The 14,327-nt window shown below is 68.9% G+C and carries 18 protein-coding genes and 1 pseudogene; 9 read left to right on the forward strand and 10 right to left on the reverse strand.

Translation table 11 applies throughout. The annotated features are described in order from the left end of the window. Positions 1-5 precede the first annotated feature (5 nt). The 4 genes from ACFYVR_RS06890 to ACFYVR_RS06905 all read right to left on the reverse strand — a co-directional run bounded on the left by ACFYVR_RS06890 (position 6) and on the right by ACFYVR_RS06905 (position 3,397). Complete coding sequence (locus ACFYVR_RS06890) at positions 6-428, reverse strand: organic hydroperoxide resistance protein (protein WP_387471014.1); 423 nt, start codon at positions 426-428, stop codon at positions 6-8. Next, positions 425-904 carry a MarR family winged helix-turn-helix transcriptional regulator gene (locus ACFYVR_RS06895; protein WP_387471016.1) on the reverse strand — a complete coding sequence of 160 codons (480 nt, stop codon included), beginning with the start codon at positions 902-904 and terminating at the stop codon, positions 425-427. Before ACFYVR_RS06895 ends, ACFYVR_RS06890 begins: the two co-directional genes overlap by 4 nt. Before the next feature lie 127 nt (positions 905-1,031). Then, on the reverse strand, positions 1,032-2,228 hold the full coding sequence (locus ACFYVR_RS06900; protein WP_387471018.1) for an acetyl-CoA C-acetyltransferase: 1,197 nt from the start codon (positions 2,226-2,228) through the stop codon (positions 1,032-1,034). A 29-nt stretch (positions 2,229-2,257) separates the two neighbouring features. After that, complete coding sequence (locus ACFYVR_RS06905; RefSeq protein ID WP_387471020.1) at positions 2,258-3,397, reverse strand: acyl-CoA dehydrogenase family protein; 1,140 nt, start codon at positions 3,395-3,397, stop codon at positions 2,258-2,260. Between the two features lie 102 nt (positions 3,398-3,499). On the opposite strand from ACFYVR_RS06905, the gene ACFYVR_RS06910 reads away from it, so the two are divergent. After that, positions 3,500-4,078: a TetR/AcrR family transcriptional regulator gene (locus ACFYVR_RS06910; protein WP_387471022.1), complete on the forward strand. Its 579-nt coding sequence runs from the start codon at positions 3,500-3,502 to the stop codon at positions 4,076-4,078. Positions 4,079-4,160: 82 nt separating this feature from the next. On the opposite strand, the gene ACFYVR_RS06915 is transcribed toward ACFYVR_RS06910, so the two are convergent. The 3 genes and pseudogenes from ACFYVR_RS06915 to ACFYVR_RS06925 form a co-directional block, all read right to left on the reverse strand. Continuing rightward, complete coding sequence (locus ACFYVR_RS06915; RefSeq protein WP_387471204.1) at positions 4,161-4,418, reverse strand: gas vesicle protein GvpG; 258 nt, start codon at positions 4,416-4,418, stop codon at positions 4,161-4,163. A 180-nt stretch (positions 4,419-4,598) separates the two neighbouring features. Continuing rightward, positions 4,599-4,784 (reverse strand): annotated as a pseudogene (gene gvpJ / locus ACFYVR_RS06920) (gas vesicle protein GvpJ); the annotation flags it as partial. 140 nt (positions 4,785-4,924) lie between these two features. Then, positions 4,925-6,730, reverse strand: coding sequence for an alkyl/aryl-sulfatase (locus ACFYVR_RS06925; protein ID WP_387471024.1), 1,806 nt, complete (start codon positions 6,728-6,730; stop codon positions 4,925-4,927). Positions 6,731-6,904: 174 nt separating this feature from the next. Between ACFYVR_RS06925 and ACFYVR_RS06930 the strand changes: the two genes are divergently transcribed. The 5 genes from ACFYVR_RS06930 (at position 6,905) to ACFYVR_RS06950 (ending at position 10,988) form a co-directional block, all read left to right on the forward strand. Further along, positions 6,905-7,963, forward strand: a complete 1,059-nt coding sequence (locus ACFYVR_RS06930; protein WP_387471026.1) for an ABC transporter permease — start codon at positions 6,905-6,907, stop codon at positions 7,961-7,963. Then, positions 7,960-8,781 carry an ABC transporter ATP-binding protein gene (locus ACFYVR_RS06935; RefSeq protein WP_387471028.1) on the forward strand — a complete coding sequence of 274 codons (822 nt, stop codon included), beginning with the start codon at positions 7,960-7,962 and terminating at the stop codon, positions 8,779-8,781. Before ACFYVR_RS06930 ends, ACFYVR_RS06935 begins: the two co-directional genes overlap by 4 nt. 5 nt (positions 8,782-8,786) lie before the next feature. After that, a complete protein-coding gene (locus ACFYVR_RS06940) occupies positions 8,787-9,641 on the forward strand; it encodes an ABC transporter ATP-binding protein (RefSeq protein WP_387471206.1) in 855 nt (284 codons plus the stop codon). Positions 9,642-9,676: 35 nt separating this feature from the next. After that, positions 9,677-10,255, forward strand: coding sequence for a TetR family transcriptional regulator (locus ACFYVR_RS06945; RefSeq protein ID WP_387471030.1), 579 nt, complete (start codon positions 9,677-9,679; stop codon positions 10,253-10,255). Positions 10,256-10,319: 64 nt separating this feature from the next. Next, positions 10,320-10,988, forward strand: coding sequence for a DNA alkylation repair protein (locus ACFYVR_RS06950; protein WP_387471032.1), 669 nt, complete (start codon positions 10,320-10,322; stop codon positions 10,986-10,988). A gap of 43 nt (positions 10,989-11,031) precedes the next feature. Here ACFYVR_RS06950 and ACFYVR_RS06955 read toward each other — a convergent pair whose 3' ends face one another. Both ACFYVR_RS06955 and ACFYVR_RS06960 read right to left on the reverse strand, forming a co-directional pair. After that, the gene (locus ACFYVR_RS06955) at positions 11,032-11,493 is read right to left on the reverse strand and encodes an SRPBCC family protein (protein WP_387471034.1); all 462 of its coding nucleotides are present in this window, start codon (positions 11,491-11,493) and stop codon (positions 11,032-11,034) included. Positions 11,494-11,650: 157 nt separating this feature from the next. Next, positions 11,651-11,902: a polysaccharide deacetylase family protein gene (locus tag ACFYVR_RS06960; protein WP_387471208.1), complete on the reverse strand. Its 252-nt coding sequence runs from the start codon at positions 11,900-11,902 to the stop codon at positions 11,651-11,653. Between the two features lie 97 nt (positions 11,903-11,999). Here ACFYVR_RS06960 and ACFYVR_RS06965 point away from each other — a divergent pair, with 97 nt between their 5' ends. Further along, complete coding sequence (locus ACFYVR_RS06965; protein ID WP_387471036.1) at positions 12,000-12,911, forward strand: phosphatidylinositol mannoside acyltransferase; 912 nt, start codon at positions 12,000-12,002, stop codon at positions 12,909-12,911. A 39-nt stretch (positions 12,912-12,950) separates the two neighbouring features. Further along, positions 12,951-13,421, forward strand: a complete 471-nt coding sequence (locus tag ACFYVR_RS06970; RefSeq protein ID WP_387471038.1) for a hypothetical protein — start codon at positions 12,951-12,953, stop codon at positions 13,419-13,421. A gap of 116 nt (positions 13,422-13,537) precedes the next feature. Here the strand turns inward: ACFYVR_RS06970 and ACFYVR_RS06975 are convergent, their stop codons facing one another. Further along, positions 13,538-13,870 carry a helix-turn-helix transcriptional regulator gene (locus ACFYVR_RS06975; protein WP_387471040.1) on the reverse strand — a complete coding sequence of 111 codons (333 nt, stop codon included), beginning with the start codon at positions 13,868-13,870 and terminating at the stop codon, positions 13,538-13,540. A gap of 126 nt (positions 13,871-13,996) precedes the next feature. On the opposite strand from ACFYVR_RS06975, the gene ACFYVR_RS06980 reads away from it, so the two are divergent. Continuing rightward, positions 13,997-14,122, forward strand: coding sequence for a hypothetical protein (locus ACFYVR_RS06980; protein ID WP_387471222.1), 126 nt, complete (start codon positions 13,997-13,999; stop codon positions 14,120-14,122). The last annotated feature ends 205 nt before the right edge of the window (positions 14,123-14,327 follow it).

The raw sequence follows: 14,327 nt of genomic DNA on the forward strand, positions 1-14,327 counted from the left end.
CCGGATCAGTCCTCGACGACGAGGATGGTGACGTTGATGTTTCCGCGGGTGGCGTTCGAGTAGGGACACACCTGGTCGGTCTTCTCGGCGAGTTCCTGTGCGGCCTCGCGGGTCAGGTGCGGCAGCGAGACCTCCAGGGTCACGTCGAGGGTGAACCCGCCGCCCTCGAGGGTGAGGATCGAGACGCGGGCGCCGACTGCGGAGTCCGTGACGTCGGCGCCGTCCTGCCGGCCCACCATTCGCAGCGCGGAGAGGTAGCAGGCGGCGTACCCGAGGGCGAACAGCTGCTCCGGGTTGGTGCCCTCGCCGGTGCCGCCCATCTCGGCGGGGATCGCGAAGGTCAGGTCGAGGCGGCCGTCGGAGGTGCGGCCCTGGCCGTTGCGGCCGTCGCCGGTGACGAGGGCTTCGGCGGTGTAGATGGCGCTCATGTGTTTCTCCTTGTGGTGGGTGAATCGGGTGCCGACAGGGGATCGGCGGCGGAACGCAGTGCGTGGGTGAGCCGTTCGAGGGTGGACCGCAGTTCGATCATGTCCTCCGTGGGCAGTCCCACGCAGGCCGCGAGTCGGCGGGGAATGCCGAGTGCCTGCTCACGCAGATCCCGGCCGGAGTCGGTCAGGTGGATCTCGACGCGGCGCTCGTCGGTGGCCAGTCGTCGACGCTCGATCAGGCCGAGGGCCTCCATCCGCTTGAGCAGCGGCGACAGCGTGCCGGTGTCGAGGTCGAGCTCGGCGCCGATCTCGCGCACGCCGCGACCGTCACGCTCCCACAACACCATCAGCACGAGGTACTGCGGGTAGGTGATGCCGAGTTCGTCGAGTAACGGCCGGTACACCGCGGTGGTGGCTCGCGACGCCGCATACAGCGCGAAGCACAGCTGCTGGTCGAGTGCGAGTTCGTCGGTCACGATCAACACGGTAGTGGACGTTTTGATTGTGCACAACTTATATCCAGGGGACGGCAACGAGAAGCGGCCCGCCCGAAGTGGGCGGGCCGCTGGCCGTGCTCGACGATGGTTCGGTGAATGTTCCTGGTCAGGACGCCTTCTCGGGCACGCGGATGATCAGGGCGTCACCCTGACCGCCGCCGCCGCAGAGTGCGACGGCGCCGGTGCCGCCGCCGCGACGGCCGAGTTCGAGGGCCAGGTGCAGGGCGATGCGGGCCCCCGACATGCCGAGGGGGTGCCCGAGCGCGATGGCGCCGCCGTTGACGTTGACGCGTTGCGGATCGAGCCCGAGTTCGCGGGCGGACGCGACGCCGACGGCGGCGAACGCCTCGTTGATCTCGACGAGGTCGAGGTCCGTCGGGTCGATGCCCACGCGGTCGCAGGCCTTGGCGATGGCACGCGACGGCTGGGACTGCAGCGTCGAGTCGGGGCCGGCGACGACGCCGTGCGCGCCGATCTCGGCGATCCAGGTCAGCCCGAGTTCCTCGGCCTTGGTCTTGCTCATCACCACGACCGCGGCCGCGCCGTCCGAGATCTGCGACGCCGACCCGGCGGTGACGGTGCCGTCCTTGGCGAACGCCGGACGCAGCGCGGCGAGCGACTCGACGGTGGTGTCGGGGCGGATCCCCTCGTCCGCCGCGAACAGGATGGGGTCGCCCTTGCGCTGCGGGATCGGCACCGGGACGACCTCGTCGTCGAACAGGCCGTCCTTCCAGGCGCGGGCGGCGTTCTGGTGCGACGCGGCGGAGAAGGCGTCCTGTTCCTCACGGGAGACAGCCCGCTCGTCGATGTTGGCGTACTCGGTGAGGTTGCCCATGCCCTGATCGGTGAAGACGTCGTGCAGGCCGTCGTAGCCCATGTGGTCGCGCATCGTGACGTCGCCGTACTTGAAACCGGTGCGGCTCTTCTCGAGCAGGTGCGGCGCCTGGCTCATCGACTCCTGGCCGCCGGCGACGACGACGTCGAACTCGCCGGCGCGGATCAGCTGGTCGGCCATGGCGATCGCGGTCAGGCCCGACAGGCAGACCTTGTTGATGGTGAGGGCCGGAACGTCCATCGGGATACCGGCTTTCACAGCGGCCTGCCGCGCCGGGATCTGACCGGCGCCCGCGGTGAGGACCTGGCCCATGATGACGTACTCGACCTGGTCGGGGGACACCCCGGCCTTGTCGAGGGCCCCCGCGATGGCGATGCCGCCGAGGTCCGATCCGGAGAAGTCCTTCAGGGAACCGAGAAGACGCCCCATCGGGGTGCGGGCACCGGCAACGATCACGGAAGTCGTCATGAGCTTCTTTCGTCAGGGGGAAGGGAAGGTCAGCCGGCGAGGTGGCGGCTGATGACGAGGCGCTGAATCTGGTTGGTGCCCTCGAAGATCTGGGTGATCTTGGCTTCACGCATGTACCGCTCGACGCGGAAGTCGCGGGTGTAGCCGTAGCCGCCGAGCACCTGGACGGCGTCGGTCGTCACCTTCATCGCGGCGTCGGTCGCGACCAGCTTGGCCACCGACGCGTTGCGGGAGTAGGGCAGTCCGGCATCGCGGCGACGCGCGGCGTCGATGTACGTGGCGCGGGCCGAGTCGACTGCCGCCGCCATGTCGGCGAGCAGGAAGCCGAGCCCCTGGTGGTCGATGATCTTGCGGCCGAACGCCGTCCGCTCCTGTGCGTAGGCCACCGCCTCGTCGAGGGCGGCCTGGGCGAGACCGACCGCGACCGCCGCGATGCCGAGCCGCCCGGAATCGAGTGCGCTGAACGCGATCTGCAGGCCCTGTCCCTCGGCGCCGAGGCGGCGCTCCGCCGGGACGAACGCGTCGTCGTAGTGGGCGGAGGTGGTGGGCACGGCGTGCAGGCCCATCTTCTCCTCGGGCTTGCCGAAGCTCAATCCCTCGGTGTCCTTCGGGACGAGGAAGCACGAGATGCCCTTGGAGCCCTCGCCGGTGCGCGCGAAGAGGTTGTAGAAGTCGGCGATGCCGCCGTGGGTGATCCACGCCTTGGCGCCGTTGACGCGGTAGCCGCCGTCGGTCGCGGTGGCCTTGCACGCGAGGGCCGCGGCGTCGGATCCGGCCTGCGGCTCGGAGAGGCTGTAGGCGCCGATCGTGGCGCCGCCCAGCATGTCCGGGAGCCACCGCTGCTTCTGCTCGTCGGTGCCGAACGCCATCAGCGGGTGACAGGCCAGGCTGTGGACGCTGACCGCCACCGCCACGGCGGCCCACCGCGCGGCGATCTCCTCGAGCACCTGCAGGTAGACCTCGTAGGGCTGACCGCCCCCGCCCCACTCCTCCGGGTACGGCAGGCTGAGCAGCCCGGCCTCGCCGAGGGTGGCGAACACGCCTTCGGGATAGGTCTCCGTCTTCTCGTGTTCGTCGACGATCGGGGTCAGGACCTTGTCGGCGACGTCACGGGTGAGCTGGATCAGGTCCCGCGCCTCGTCGGTGGGCAGCAGGCGGTCGACGGCCACAGGGTTCTCCTCGCAGATGACACGGAAGGCAGTACTGGATTACGAGCCACAGTACTGTCGACCGATGAGTACTGCAAGCAGTCCCGCAGTACTATCCCTCGTATGGAGCCCCGCTCGTCCTTCGCGACCGCCCGCCGTACCGAACTGTTCGACGCCCTGGTCGAGCTGTTCCTCGCCGAGGGCTTCGCGCACCTGACGCTCGACGCGATCGCGGCCCGGCTCAAGTGCTCCAAGTCCACCCTCTACACCCTCGCCGGCAGCAAGGAACAGCTCGTCACCGCCGCGACGGTGCACTTCTTCAAACGTGCCACCGAGCGCGTCGAGAAAAGGGTCGCCGCCACCACGGGTCCGCGCGAGCGGATCGCCGCCTACCTGACGGAGGTCGGCGAGGCCCTCGGCGTCGCGTCGGAGAAGTTCCTGGCCGACATGGACGCCCTCGCCCCGGCCCGGGCGGTCTACGAACGCAACACCCGCATCGCCGCCCGCCGCGTGCAGGAACTGATCACCGACGGCGTCGCGTCCGGCGACTTCCGGCGGGTGCACGCCGCCTTCGCCGCCGACCTCGCCGCGACCATGATGGTGCGCATCCAACAGGGCGGCGTCCGCGCCGACACCGGCCTCGACGACGCGAGCGCCTACCGCGAACTCGCCTCCATCCTGACGGCCGGCGTCAGCGCCTGACGTCGGAGCGTCGAAGCCCGTGGTGCTTCCGCAGTGGTGCACTTTCGGATGTCAGAGCGTCCGAAAGTGCACCACTGCGCGGTCAGTGCTCGTCCGCGGGGGGAGCGGGGGTGGCGGGTTGGGGAATGAGGCGCCCCAGCACCTGGCTCTGGGCGGCGCGTTGCTCTTCGGGTGACAGCTCGCCGGCCCGGGCCTTCTCGTCGATGGCTTCGAGTTCTCGTCTTATGACGGTGGGGTCGGTCATTTGCTGCTCGACCCGCTGCTGTATCACCTCGCCGAGCCAGATGACACCACGCAGCGGTGCGAGTGGAAGTCCCAGGATTGCGGAGAAGAGACCCATGTCGTCGCCTGCCCTTTCCGTCCGATGTTCGTGCCGGACGCGCCTCGAAGGGCGTGCTTGCCTCGTCGGTCGTCTGGGTTCCCCTGCAAGGTGCCGCCAAACCCCCGTGGACGGGGATGTTCGGGGGACCGGACGTATCCGGACAGTGAGGCACGGGGCTGCAGAGAGATCCGCCGGCGCCGCGAACCGGAGGTAGGTGTCGACACTGGCGACGACCACGCGGGCGTCGATCGTCACCAGCTCGATGCCGACGAGCGAGACGCGCACGAACGCGTCGATCACCGGTCCCTTGTCGAGGATCGTGTCGACGACATCGGCCAGGCCGGAGGAGTTCGGCCGTCCGAGTCCGCCGGCCTGCGGCGCCATCGTCGTCGCTGACGCGCCCTCGTCGTTGCGCGACAACGAGGTCGACGCGGCGATCCGGTGCCCGCAGGTGTACGAACGCAACGCGCGCAGCGCCGTCCGCCGCGTGCGGGAACTGATCGCTCGCGAGTGACGCCGATCGCTCAGGGGGTGACGATCGGGAAGTTCGCTTCGGGGTGGTCGAGGAGACCGAGCAGTCGCGTGATCACCCCGGCGTCGCCGGTGTGGTTCAGCCCGTCGAGTCCGCTGCCGGTGAGCAGGCCGAGGAGGTCGGGCTTGGTGAGGGTGACGGTCAGGTCGACCTTCGCCTCGGTTCGGGGGTTCAGGGTGCGAATGAGCGCGCCGTTGGACAGGGTCAGGCGCAGGGTCTGGTCGAGGTCGGTGAAGCGCCAGTCGATGCGGAACGAGTCCTGTGCCGCGCGTGGGCCGTTCACGCGGATCGCCACGGTGTCGAACAGCTGCTCGACGGACAGGGCCGCGGCCAGGCCGGTGCCGGTACTGATCGGTGTGGGGACGACGCCGTGGCGAAGTTCCTCCGCGCCGGTGAGGTAGAACCCGCGCCACGTCGCGTTCTCGGCGCCGAAGCCGAGTGCGGTGTACACCTCGGCGAGGGCTTCCGTGGCGGCACCGTTGTCGGGCTCGGCGAACACCGCGTGCTTGAGCAGTTCGGCAGCGAAGCGCAGGTCGCCCCGGTCGGCGTACTCCTTGCCCTTGGCCACGACCACGTCCACACCGCCGAACGCTTCGACGTAGCGGGTGGCCTGGGCCTGGGGCGGATGCTGCCACAGGGAGGTCGGGTGCCCGTCGAACCAGCCGAGGTAACGCTGGTAGATCGCCTTGACGTTGTGGCTGACCGAGCCGTAGTAGCCGCGCGCGGACCAGGCGTCGGCCAGGCCGGGCGACAGTTCGATCTCCTCGGCGATCTCGGCTCCGGTCAGGCCCTGGTTGAGCAGGCGCAGGGTCTGGTCGTGCAGGTACATGTACAGGTCGCGTTGCACGGTGAGGAAGTCGAGGATGTTCTCGTTGCCCCAGGTCGGCCAGTGATGCGAGGCGAACGCCACGTCGGTGTCGGCGCCGAACAGTTCGATCGCCTCGTCGATGTAGTGCGACCACGCCCGGGAGTCGCGGACCTGCGCACCCCGCAGGGTGAGCAGGTTGTGCAGGTTGTGTGTGGCGTTCTCGGCGAGGCAGAGGGTGCGGTGGCGCGGGAAGTGGAAGTTCATCTCGGCCGGAGCCTCCGTGCCCGGGGTCACCTGGAACACGATGGGCACCCCGTCGACGGTTTCCTGCTGGCCGGTGTGGGTGATGTCCACGGTCGGCGGGATGAGGCCGATGGTCCCGGAGGAGCCGCGGATGCCGAGTCCGGTGCTGACCTGTCCCTCGCCGGAGACGGGCAGCGCGTAGCCGTACATGTAGGTGGCCCGCCGGTTCATGGCGGTGCCCGCGTAGACGTTCTCCGAGGCGGCTTCGGCCATGAAGCCTTCCGGGGCGAGGATCGGCACGTCGCCGCGGCCGTCGGGCAGCACGCCACCCACACCGCCGAAGTGGTCGACGTGGGAGTGGGTGTAGATCACGCACGTCACGGGACGGTCGCCGCGGTGCTCGCGGTAGAGCGCCAGGCCGGCCGCAGCGCACTCCGCCGAGATGAGCGGATCGATGACGATGACACCGGTGTCGCCTTCGACCAGGGTCATGTTCGACAGGTCGAAACCGCGGATCTGGTAGATCCCGGGGGTGACCTCGTACAGGCCGTTCTTGCGCACGAGCTGGGCCTGGCGGAACAGGCTCGGGTTGACGGTGTCGGGGCAGTCTCCGTCGAGGTAGCCGTACCCGGTCAGGTCGAACACCGGTTCGCCGGCGTCGTTGCGGATCACCATCGGCTCGATGGTCGCGATGAATCCGCGATCGGCGTTGTCGAAGTCGGTGCGATCGTTGTAGTCCACTGGCATCGGTGTCAGCCCCTCGTATCGGATACCCGGTCGATGCGTCCATCGTGGGCACGGACCCGGCCGGCGCGCCTCACCTGTTGTGTGTGAAATGCCGCGGCGGCCGGTGGACAGAAGCTCCGGGAGAGAATTCAACGATCGTTGACCTCCGGCGCGAGGTCGGCCTACGCTCCGAGCATGCGGGCGATGATCGTCAAGGAGTTCCGCGAGCTTCGGCGGGACCGTCGTACTCTGGCCATGCTGGTCGTGTTGCCGCTGCTGCTGCTGGTGGTCTTCGGCTACGCGGCGAACTTCTACGTCTCGTCGGTGAAGACGGCCGTCGTGGGACCCCAGGCCACCCAGGTTGCGGCGGCGCTGCCCGAGTACTTCGACGTCACCGTGACCGCACCGGACGACACCCGGTCCGACGCCGAGAACCTGTTGCGCGACAACAAGGTCGACGTCGCGATCGTGACCTCGTCGCCCGGTGCGCCGTCCGCCGCGCTGGTCGACGGCTCGAACCTGTTCGCCGCGCAGTCGAGCGTCTCGGTGCTCAACAAGGCCGGTGGCGCGGTGCAGACCGAGGTGCTCTTCAACCCGGACCTGAAGACGTCGTGGGTGATGGTGCCGGCGATCATCGGGTTGATCCTGACGTTCATCGGCACGATCATCACCAGCATCGGTCTGGTCCGCGAACGCGAGGCGGGCACCCTCGAACAGTTGGCGGTCATGCCGATCCGCCCGAGCCAGGTGATCCTCGGCAAGATCGTGCCCTACTTCCTGCTGGCGGCGCTCGACATGACCGTGGTGACCGTGCTCGGCATGGTGCTCTTCGGTGTGCCGTTCAACGGCAACGTCCTGGTCTTCGCGCTGGGGGCGGCGATCTTCCTGTTCGTCGTCCTCGGGCTCGGCGTGCTGATCTCGACGGTCTCCCACACGGTCGGTCAGGCGATCCAGACGGCGTTCTTCTTCCTCCTGCCGCAGATCCTGCTGTCCGGCATGATCTTCCCGCTGGACGCCATGGCCGCCGGTGTCCGCTGGATCGGCTACCTGTTGCCGTTGACCTACTTCACGATGATCTCCCAGGGTGTGATGCTGCGCGGCGCCCCGATCACCACGCTGTGGCTGCCGCTTCTGGTGCTCACCGTGATGGCCGTCGTCGTCTTCACCGGTGCGACCCTGCGCTTCCGACGGGACCTCGCGCCGAACGTGAAGTCGGCGCCTCGCCGCACCGGCGCCGAGGCGGGCCGGTCGTGATCGCCGCGGCGGAGAACGTGACGGTCCGCTTCGGGGAGCGGGTCGCCCTCGACCGGGTCACCATCGACGTCCCGGCCGGAGCGGTCGTCGCTGTCGTCGGTGGCGACGGCGCCGGCAAGACCACGCTGCTGCGGGCTCTCGCTCGCGAGGTGATCCCCGAGTCCGGAACCGTCACCTCCCCCGAGAAGCACGAGATGGGATTCCTCCCGGCCGGTCCCGGGAGTTGGAGTGCCCTGACGGTGCGGCAGAACCTCGACTTCGTCGGCGGCGCCTACGGACTGGGCGGCGACGAGCTGCGGTCGCGGCGGGAGGCGATGATCGAACGCTGCGGGCTCACCGTGGCCGCGGACCGGCTGGCGTCGGCGCTGTCGGGTGGTATGCGCCGCAAGCTCGCGGCCGCGATGGCCATGATCCACCGCCCGCACCTGCTGATCCTCGACGAGCCGAGCACCGGCGTGGACCCGGTGAGCCGAATCGACCTGTGGCGCATGATATCCGAGGCGGCGGCCGCGGGAGCGGGGGTGATCATGTCGACCACGTACCTCGACGAGGCCGAACGCGCCGCACATCTGGTGGTCCTCGACGCCGGCCGGATCCTGGTGCAGGGTTCCTACGACGACGTGCACTCGGGCTTCGAGGGCACCATCACACGGGGTGCGCAGCCCGTCCGGCGCGAATGGTCGTGGCGTCGGGGCCGGGAACGGCACGAGTACTGGCCGGGGGAGTCGGTGCAGACCGACGCCCCGCGGGTCGATCCGGACCTGGAGGACATCGTCATCGCGATGTCACTGGCCCAGCGGCTGCGGGTCGCCCCGTGACCGCGATCCTCCGGACCGACGCGGTGACCCGTCGGTTCGGTTCCTTCACCGCCGTCGACGGCGTCAGCATCGAGGTGAGTGCCGGCGAGGTGGTCGGCCTGTTGGGCGCCAACGGTGCCGGCAAGACGACGCTGATCCGCATGATGCTCGGTCTGCTCGCACCGACGGAGGGACAGGTCACGCTGTTCGACGGACCCCCCGACCTGCCGCGACGGGCCCGGTTGGGTTACGTGCCACAGAATCTCGGTCTGTACCGGGACATGACCGTCGCGGAGAACCTGGAGTTCAGTGCGCACGCCTACGGCGTGACCGCGCCCGCGCTCTCGTCGGCGCTGGCCGAGGGCGCCGACACACTCGTCGGCGACCTGCCGCTCGGCACCCAACGCCAGGCCGCCTTCGCCGTCGCGCTCGCGCACACCCCCGAGGCGCTGGTGCTCGACGAACCGACGTCCGGGGTCGACGCACTGTCCCGCTCCCGGCTGTGGGACACCATCCGCGAGCAGGCCGACCGCGGTGCCGGGGTACTCGTCACCACGCACTACATGGAGGAAGCGCAGCAGTGCGACCGGCTGCTCCTGATGTCGAACGGCCGCCTGGTCGCCGCCGGCGACGAGGACGACATCGTCGGCGACACCCACACCGTCGCCGTCCACTGTGCGGACTGGACGCGAGCTTTCGCCGCCCTGAACGACGCCGGGATCCCGGTGATCCTCTCCGGCCGCGCCATCCGGGTACCCGACACCGACGAACAGAAGCTGCGGGCGGTGCTGTCGTCCGCCGGGATCGACGCCCGCCTCGAGGAGGTGCGAGCCACCATCGAGGAACGCATGCTGGTCCTTGCCCGTGGGTCGCACCCGTGACGGGTCGAGGTCGTCCCCGGGCCGCCGCGTCGAGCGTGAGCAAACGCGACCTGATTCTCGCTGCCGCGCGGGAACTGTTCTCCGACAAGGGTTACGAACGCACCACCATGCGCGCCATCGCCGCCCGAGCCGACGTCGACCCGGCCCTGATCCACCACTACTTCACGAACAAGAACACCCTCCTGATGGCGGCACTGAAACCCGACATCGACCTTGCCACGCACTTCGCCGACATCGAGAACGTCGACTCGGTCGGCACCGAGTTCGCCCGCCGCCTCCTCGGGTACTGGGAGGACAATCCCGACGTCAGGACGCGGATGACCGCACTGCTCCGGGTGGCGATGACCCACGACGACGTCGCCGCGTTGCTGCGCGACTTCCAGATCGGTGCCCTGCGCGCCGCGCTGGGCTCCGTCGTCGCGGCCGACCGCCCGGAGGTCCGGCTCGGCCTCGTGGCCACCCAGATCTTCGGGATCGGGCTGATGCGCTACATCCTGCGGGCGCCGCAGATCCGCGACTGCACCGTCGACCAGCTGGTGATGGCCGTGGGACCGGTCATCGACGGCTACCTCACCGGTCCGCTCGCGAACGCGCGGGGACGCGTTCCGTCGTGACGCGTGCGGAGCCGGGCGCTCCGCTCTCGTATGGTGGGCAGGCACTCGAGAGACGGGAGGCGACATGGCCGAGACCGTGGCCGAGGTGATGGCCGAGCTGGCCGCGCTCGAGGACCCGAAGGCCCGTGCGGTGAACGAGCGGCACGGCGACGATCACGGCGTCAACCTGACCAAGCTCCGCGCGATCGCCAAGCGGCTGAAGACGCGACAGGATCTCGCGCTCGAACTCTGGGCGACCGGGGACAGCGCCGCCCGGTTGCTCGCCCTCCTGATCTGCCGTCCGAAGGCGTTCGGCCGTGACGAACTGGACGCCATGTTGCGAGAGGCGCGCACACCGAAGGTGCACGACTGGCTGGTCAACTACGTGGTGAAGAAGAGCTCCCACGCGGAGGATCTGCGTTCGGTGTGGATGGCCGATCCCGATCCGGTGGTCGCGAGCGCCGGGTGGGCACTCACGACCGACCGGGTGGCGAAGAAGCCCGAGGATCTCGACCTGCCGGCACTGCTGGATGTCATCGAGGGGGAGATGAAGGAGGCGCCGGATCGGTTGCAGTGGGCGATGAACCACTGTCTGGCCCAGATCGGGATCGACCACGCCGACCACCGCGCCCGCGCGCTCGACATCGGCGAACGTCTCGAGGTGCTGAAGGACTACCCGACGCCACCGAACTGCACGTCGCCGTACGCACCCGCCTGGATCGCCGAGATGGTCGCCCGGCGGACGGGAAGCTGACCCGGCCCGGCGAACTCCGGGCCGGGCCACCGGCGTCCTTGGCTCAGGGCCCGGGACGGTCGACGTCGCCGCGCCAGCCGCCGGTCTCGGAGCCGCGTTCCTCGATGAAGTGCTTGAAGTTCTTCATGTCGGCCTTGACCCGGTGGCTCAGGACACCGACCTTGTCGGCGACGTTCTCGACGAATCCCTCCGGGTCGATGTCCATCTGCGCGGTCACCCGGGTGTGGGTGTCGTCGAGCCGGTGGAAGGTGATCACTCCGGAATGGTCGGGTCCGGCGTCGGAGTGCCAGGCCACCCGCTCGTCCGGATGCTGCTCGGTGATGGTGGCGTCGAACTCGCGGGTCTGCCCCGCGATGTCCAGCACCCAGTGCATGTGAAGGTCGTCGAGTTGCCGGATCTCGCGGACCCCGTCCATGAACTGCGGAAAGGTCTCGAACTGCGTCCACTGGTCGTAGGCCACGCGGACCGGGACATCGACGTCTACTGCTTCGGTAACGGTGCTCATGCGACACCCGTACCCGTGCGACCGGAGGGGTAAACCGGCGCACCACGGGTCGAGCGGCCGAGTGGTGGCCCCGAGGCTGTCAGATCCCGGCCCGGGTGAGCAGGCCGTGGCCCGTTCGGAGCCACCGGGTGAACCGGTCGCCGTCGATCTCCGTCGCCTATAGTCGTGGCAGCGCCGCTCGGTGGTCGCTGGTGACGGCCGGTATGGGCACACTGGAGCAGGCGACGTCGATGCCGAGTTCCCGGACCGCCGCGAGGGCGCCGTCGTCGAAACGGCCGTACGGGTACGAGAATCGGGTGACCGGTTGCCCGGACAACTCTTCGATCTTCGGGTGTCCACGCTGGACGTCCTCGCCGAAGGTCTCGGTGTAGGTCCGTTCGCCGACCTCCAGTACGGACCCGGTGATCAGGTGGCGGTTCGTGCTTCAGTAGGCCTCGATATCGCGGAGATCGGGGTTCGTGCGCCCCGAGCGGGGTACCGTCGACAGGGCACCCTTCGGCGATCGGATGGCGATGATCGATCGAGTCTGGGATCTCGGCTATGCCGCCGGCTGGCGGCTGGTGCGCGCCCTTCCGCAACAGTGGGCAATGCGCCTGTTCGACCTGGCGGCCGATCGTGCTGCCCGCAGTGGTGGACCGGATCAGTTGCGCCGCAATCTCGCTCGGGTGACGTCCACGCGGCCGGACCGGGTTCCCGACGACCTCGTGCAGGCGAGCCTGCGCTCCTACGCCCGCTACTGGTGCGAAGCCTTTCGGCTGCCGTCCGTCGATCCGGTGGGTCTGGCCGAGGTCGTCGAGTCCTCGGCTACCGGACTCGACCACATCCGGGAGACGGTCGGGCAGGGCAGCGGCGCCGTGCTGGCGTTGACGCACAGCGGGAACTGGGACGTGGCGGGTGTGTGGCTGGCACAGCGGGTCGGATCACCCACCGTCATCGCCGAGCGGCTCCGACCGGAGTCGCTGTTCCGGCGGTTCGTGCGGTTCCGCGAGCAGTTGGGGTTCGAGATCATCCCGCTCACCGGTGGGGCGACGCCGCCGTTCGATCAACTCGTCGGCCGCCTCCGGCAGGGTCGGATCGTCGGCCTCCTCGCCGAACGCGACCTGACCGGTGCGGGCGTCCCGGTCAGGTTCTTCGGCGAACCGACCCGCATGCCGGCGGGCCCGGCGCGCCTGGCGATCGACACCGGCGTGCCACTGCTGCCGGTCAGCTGCTGGTTCACCCCCGGCGGCTGGGGATTCCACGTGGGCGAGCCGATCGACACCGGCCGTGGCGTGGAACGGGCGACGCAGCTTCTGGCCGACCGGTTCGAGGCCGGAATCGCCGCTCACCCGGCCGACTGGCACATGCTCCAACCGGTGTGGACCGCCGACATCGCCGCCGACCGGCTCACCCGCGGCACTCGGCCGCAAGCGCGGTGAAACAGGTGTGAACCACGCGCTTTCGGGAACCCAACCGCCATGGCAGTTCATCCCGGAGCAGAGTACGGCGGCCGCCTGCTGACGTTGGCGGGCGACCGCAACCAGTCCGCGCTCCTCGAAGCGGTGACGTCGCTGGTGCTACCCGAAGCGCCCGACCACCCGCGCCGGTACGGAGACGTGCTCGAGTGGGTGGTGATCTCGATCGCGGACCTGATCGTCGAGAAGATGGATTCGGGCAACGACGACACCGGCGACATCTCCATCACCATCCAGACGCCGGACGGCACGTTCACGCCGATCGACGAGTTGCCCGCCCCTCTGTGCCACGTGTGGGAGGCCGTGACCGTCCGGCTCGGTGGTGAGCTGATCGAGGTGTCGGAGCGCTTGTTCCCGGTCGTACACGTGACGGGGGCGGCGCAGCAGGCCCTGGCACTGCTCGATGCGGTCGGCTGGCTGGACCGGCTCCTCGCGATGCCGTCGCCCGAGACGGCGTACGAGGTACCCGGCTGACGCGCCCTGCACGCATTGCCGACGCCGAGACCGACCGCCGGGAAATGCTCATCGTTGTGACAACAGTTCTCTGGTGTTCAAGACATAGATTTGGAGGTCGGGGTGGCGGGGCGTGGTCAGTTCTCGTCATGCAGATCCGCTGACACAACGTCGAGCCGTGCCCGAAGGTCTGCGTTGTCGACCGCGAGACGGAGGTTGTCGGCCTCCAGTTGCAGGATCCGCGCGATGCCGGCCAGGTTGACGCCGGCTTCGACCAGTTCGCCGATGCGCTGCAGAAGGACCAGGTCGTCGTCGCTGTAGCGGCGCGTTCCCCCGCCCGTTCTGGCCGGGGTGAGCAGGCCCCGACGCTCGTAGAGGCGCAGCGTCTGAGGTTCGATTCCGGACAGCTCGGACGCCACCGAGATGCCGTACACCCCCAGCCGTGAGCGGGCGGTCGGGTCCGTTGCCATGATTTCCTTCGTGCCGGAAGTGATGCCTCTTGAATCATGCTAGCGACGATGGCACCATAAATCTATGGTGGTTGAGATAGATAACCGTCAGAACCAAGCGAAGTTAAGTATCCGGAGGTGACAGCGATGTTGATGCGTACCGATCCCTTCCGTGACTTCGACCGACTGGCACGACAGGTGCTCGGGACGATGGCGCAGCCGGCGGTGATCGCGGTGTCCAATTCGGGTGAGAGCAAGGCCGTCGAGGCCTGACCCGGCGCCGCTCCACCGTCCAGAGCCCGGCTCTGGACGGTGGTCTCTCCCGAACAGTCCTCTCCGCCGGGTGCGGGGAGCGGAGTTCGACGTTCTACAGGGAAATGCCCTGCGATTTCACGATTCACCGCGGATGCGACACGGCGTTGCCGGAAGTCGAGTCCCCGTGCGTCTCGCCGGCCGCGTCGCGTCGAGGAAGGGAGGC

Origin of the sequence: Rhodococcus sp. NPDC003318 (genome assembly GCF_042879035.1) — a bacterium.
Classification (GTDB): Bacteria; Actinomycetota; Actinomycetes; order Mycobacteriales; family Mycobacteriaceae; genus Rhodococcus_G.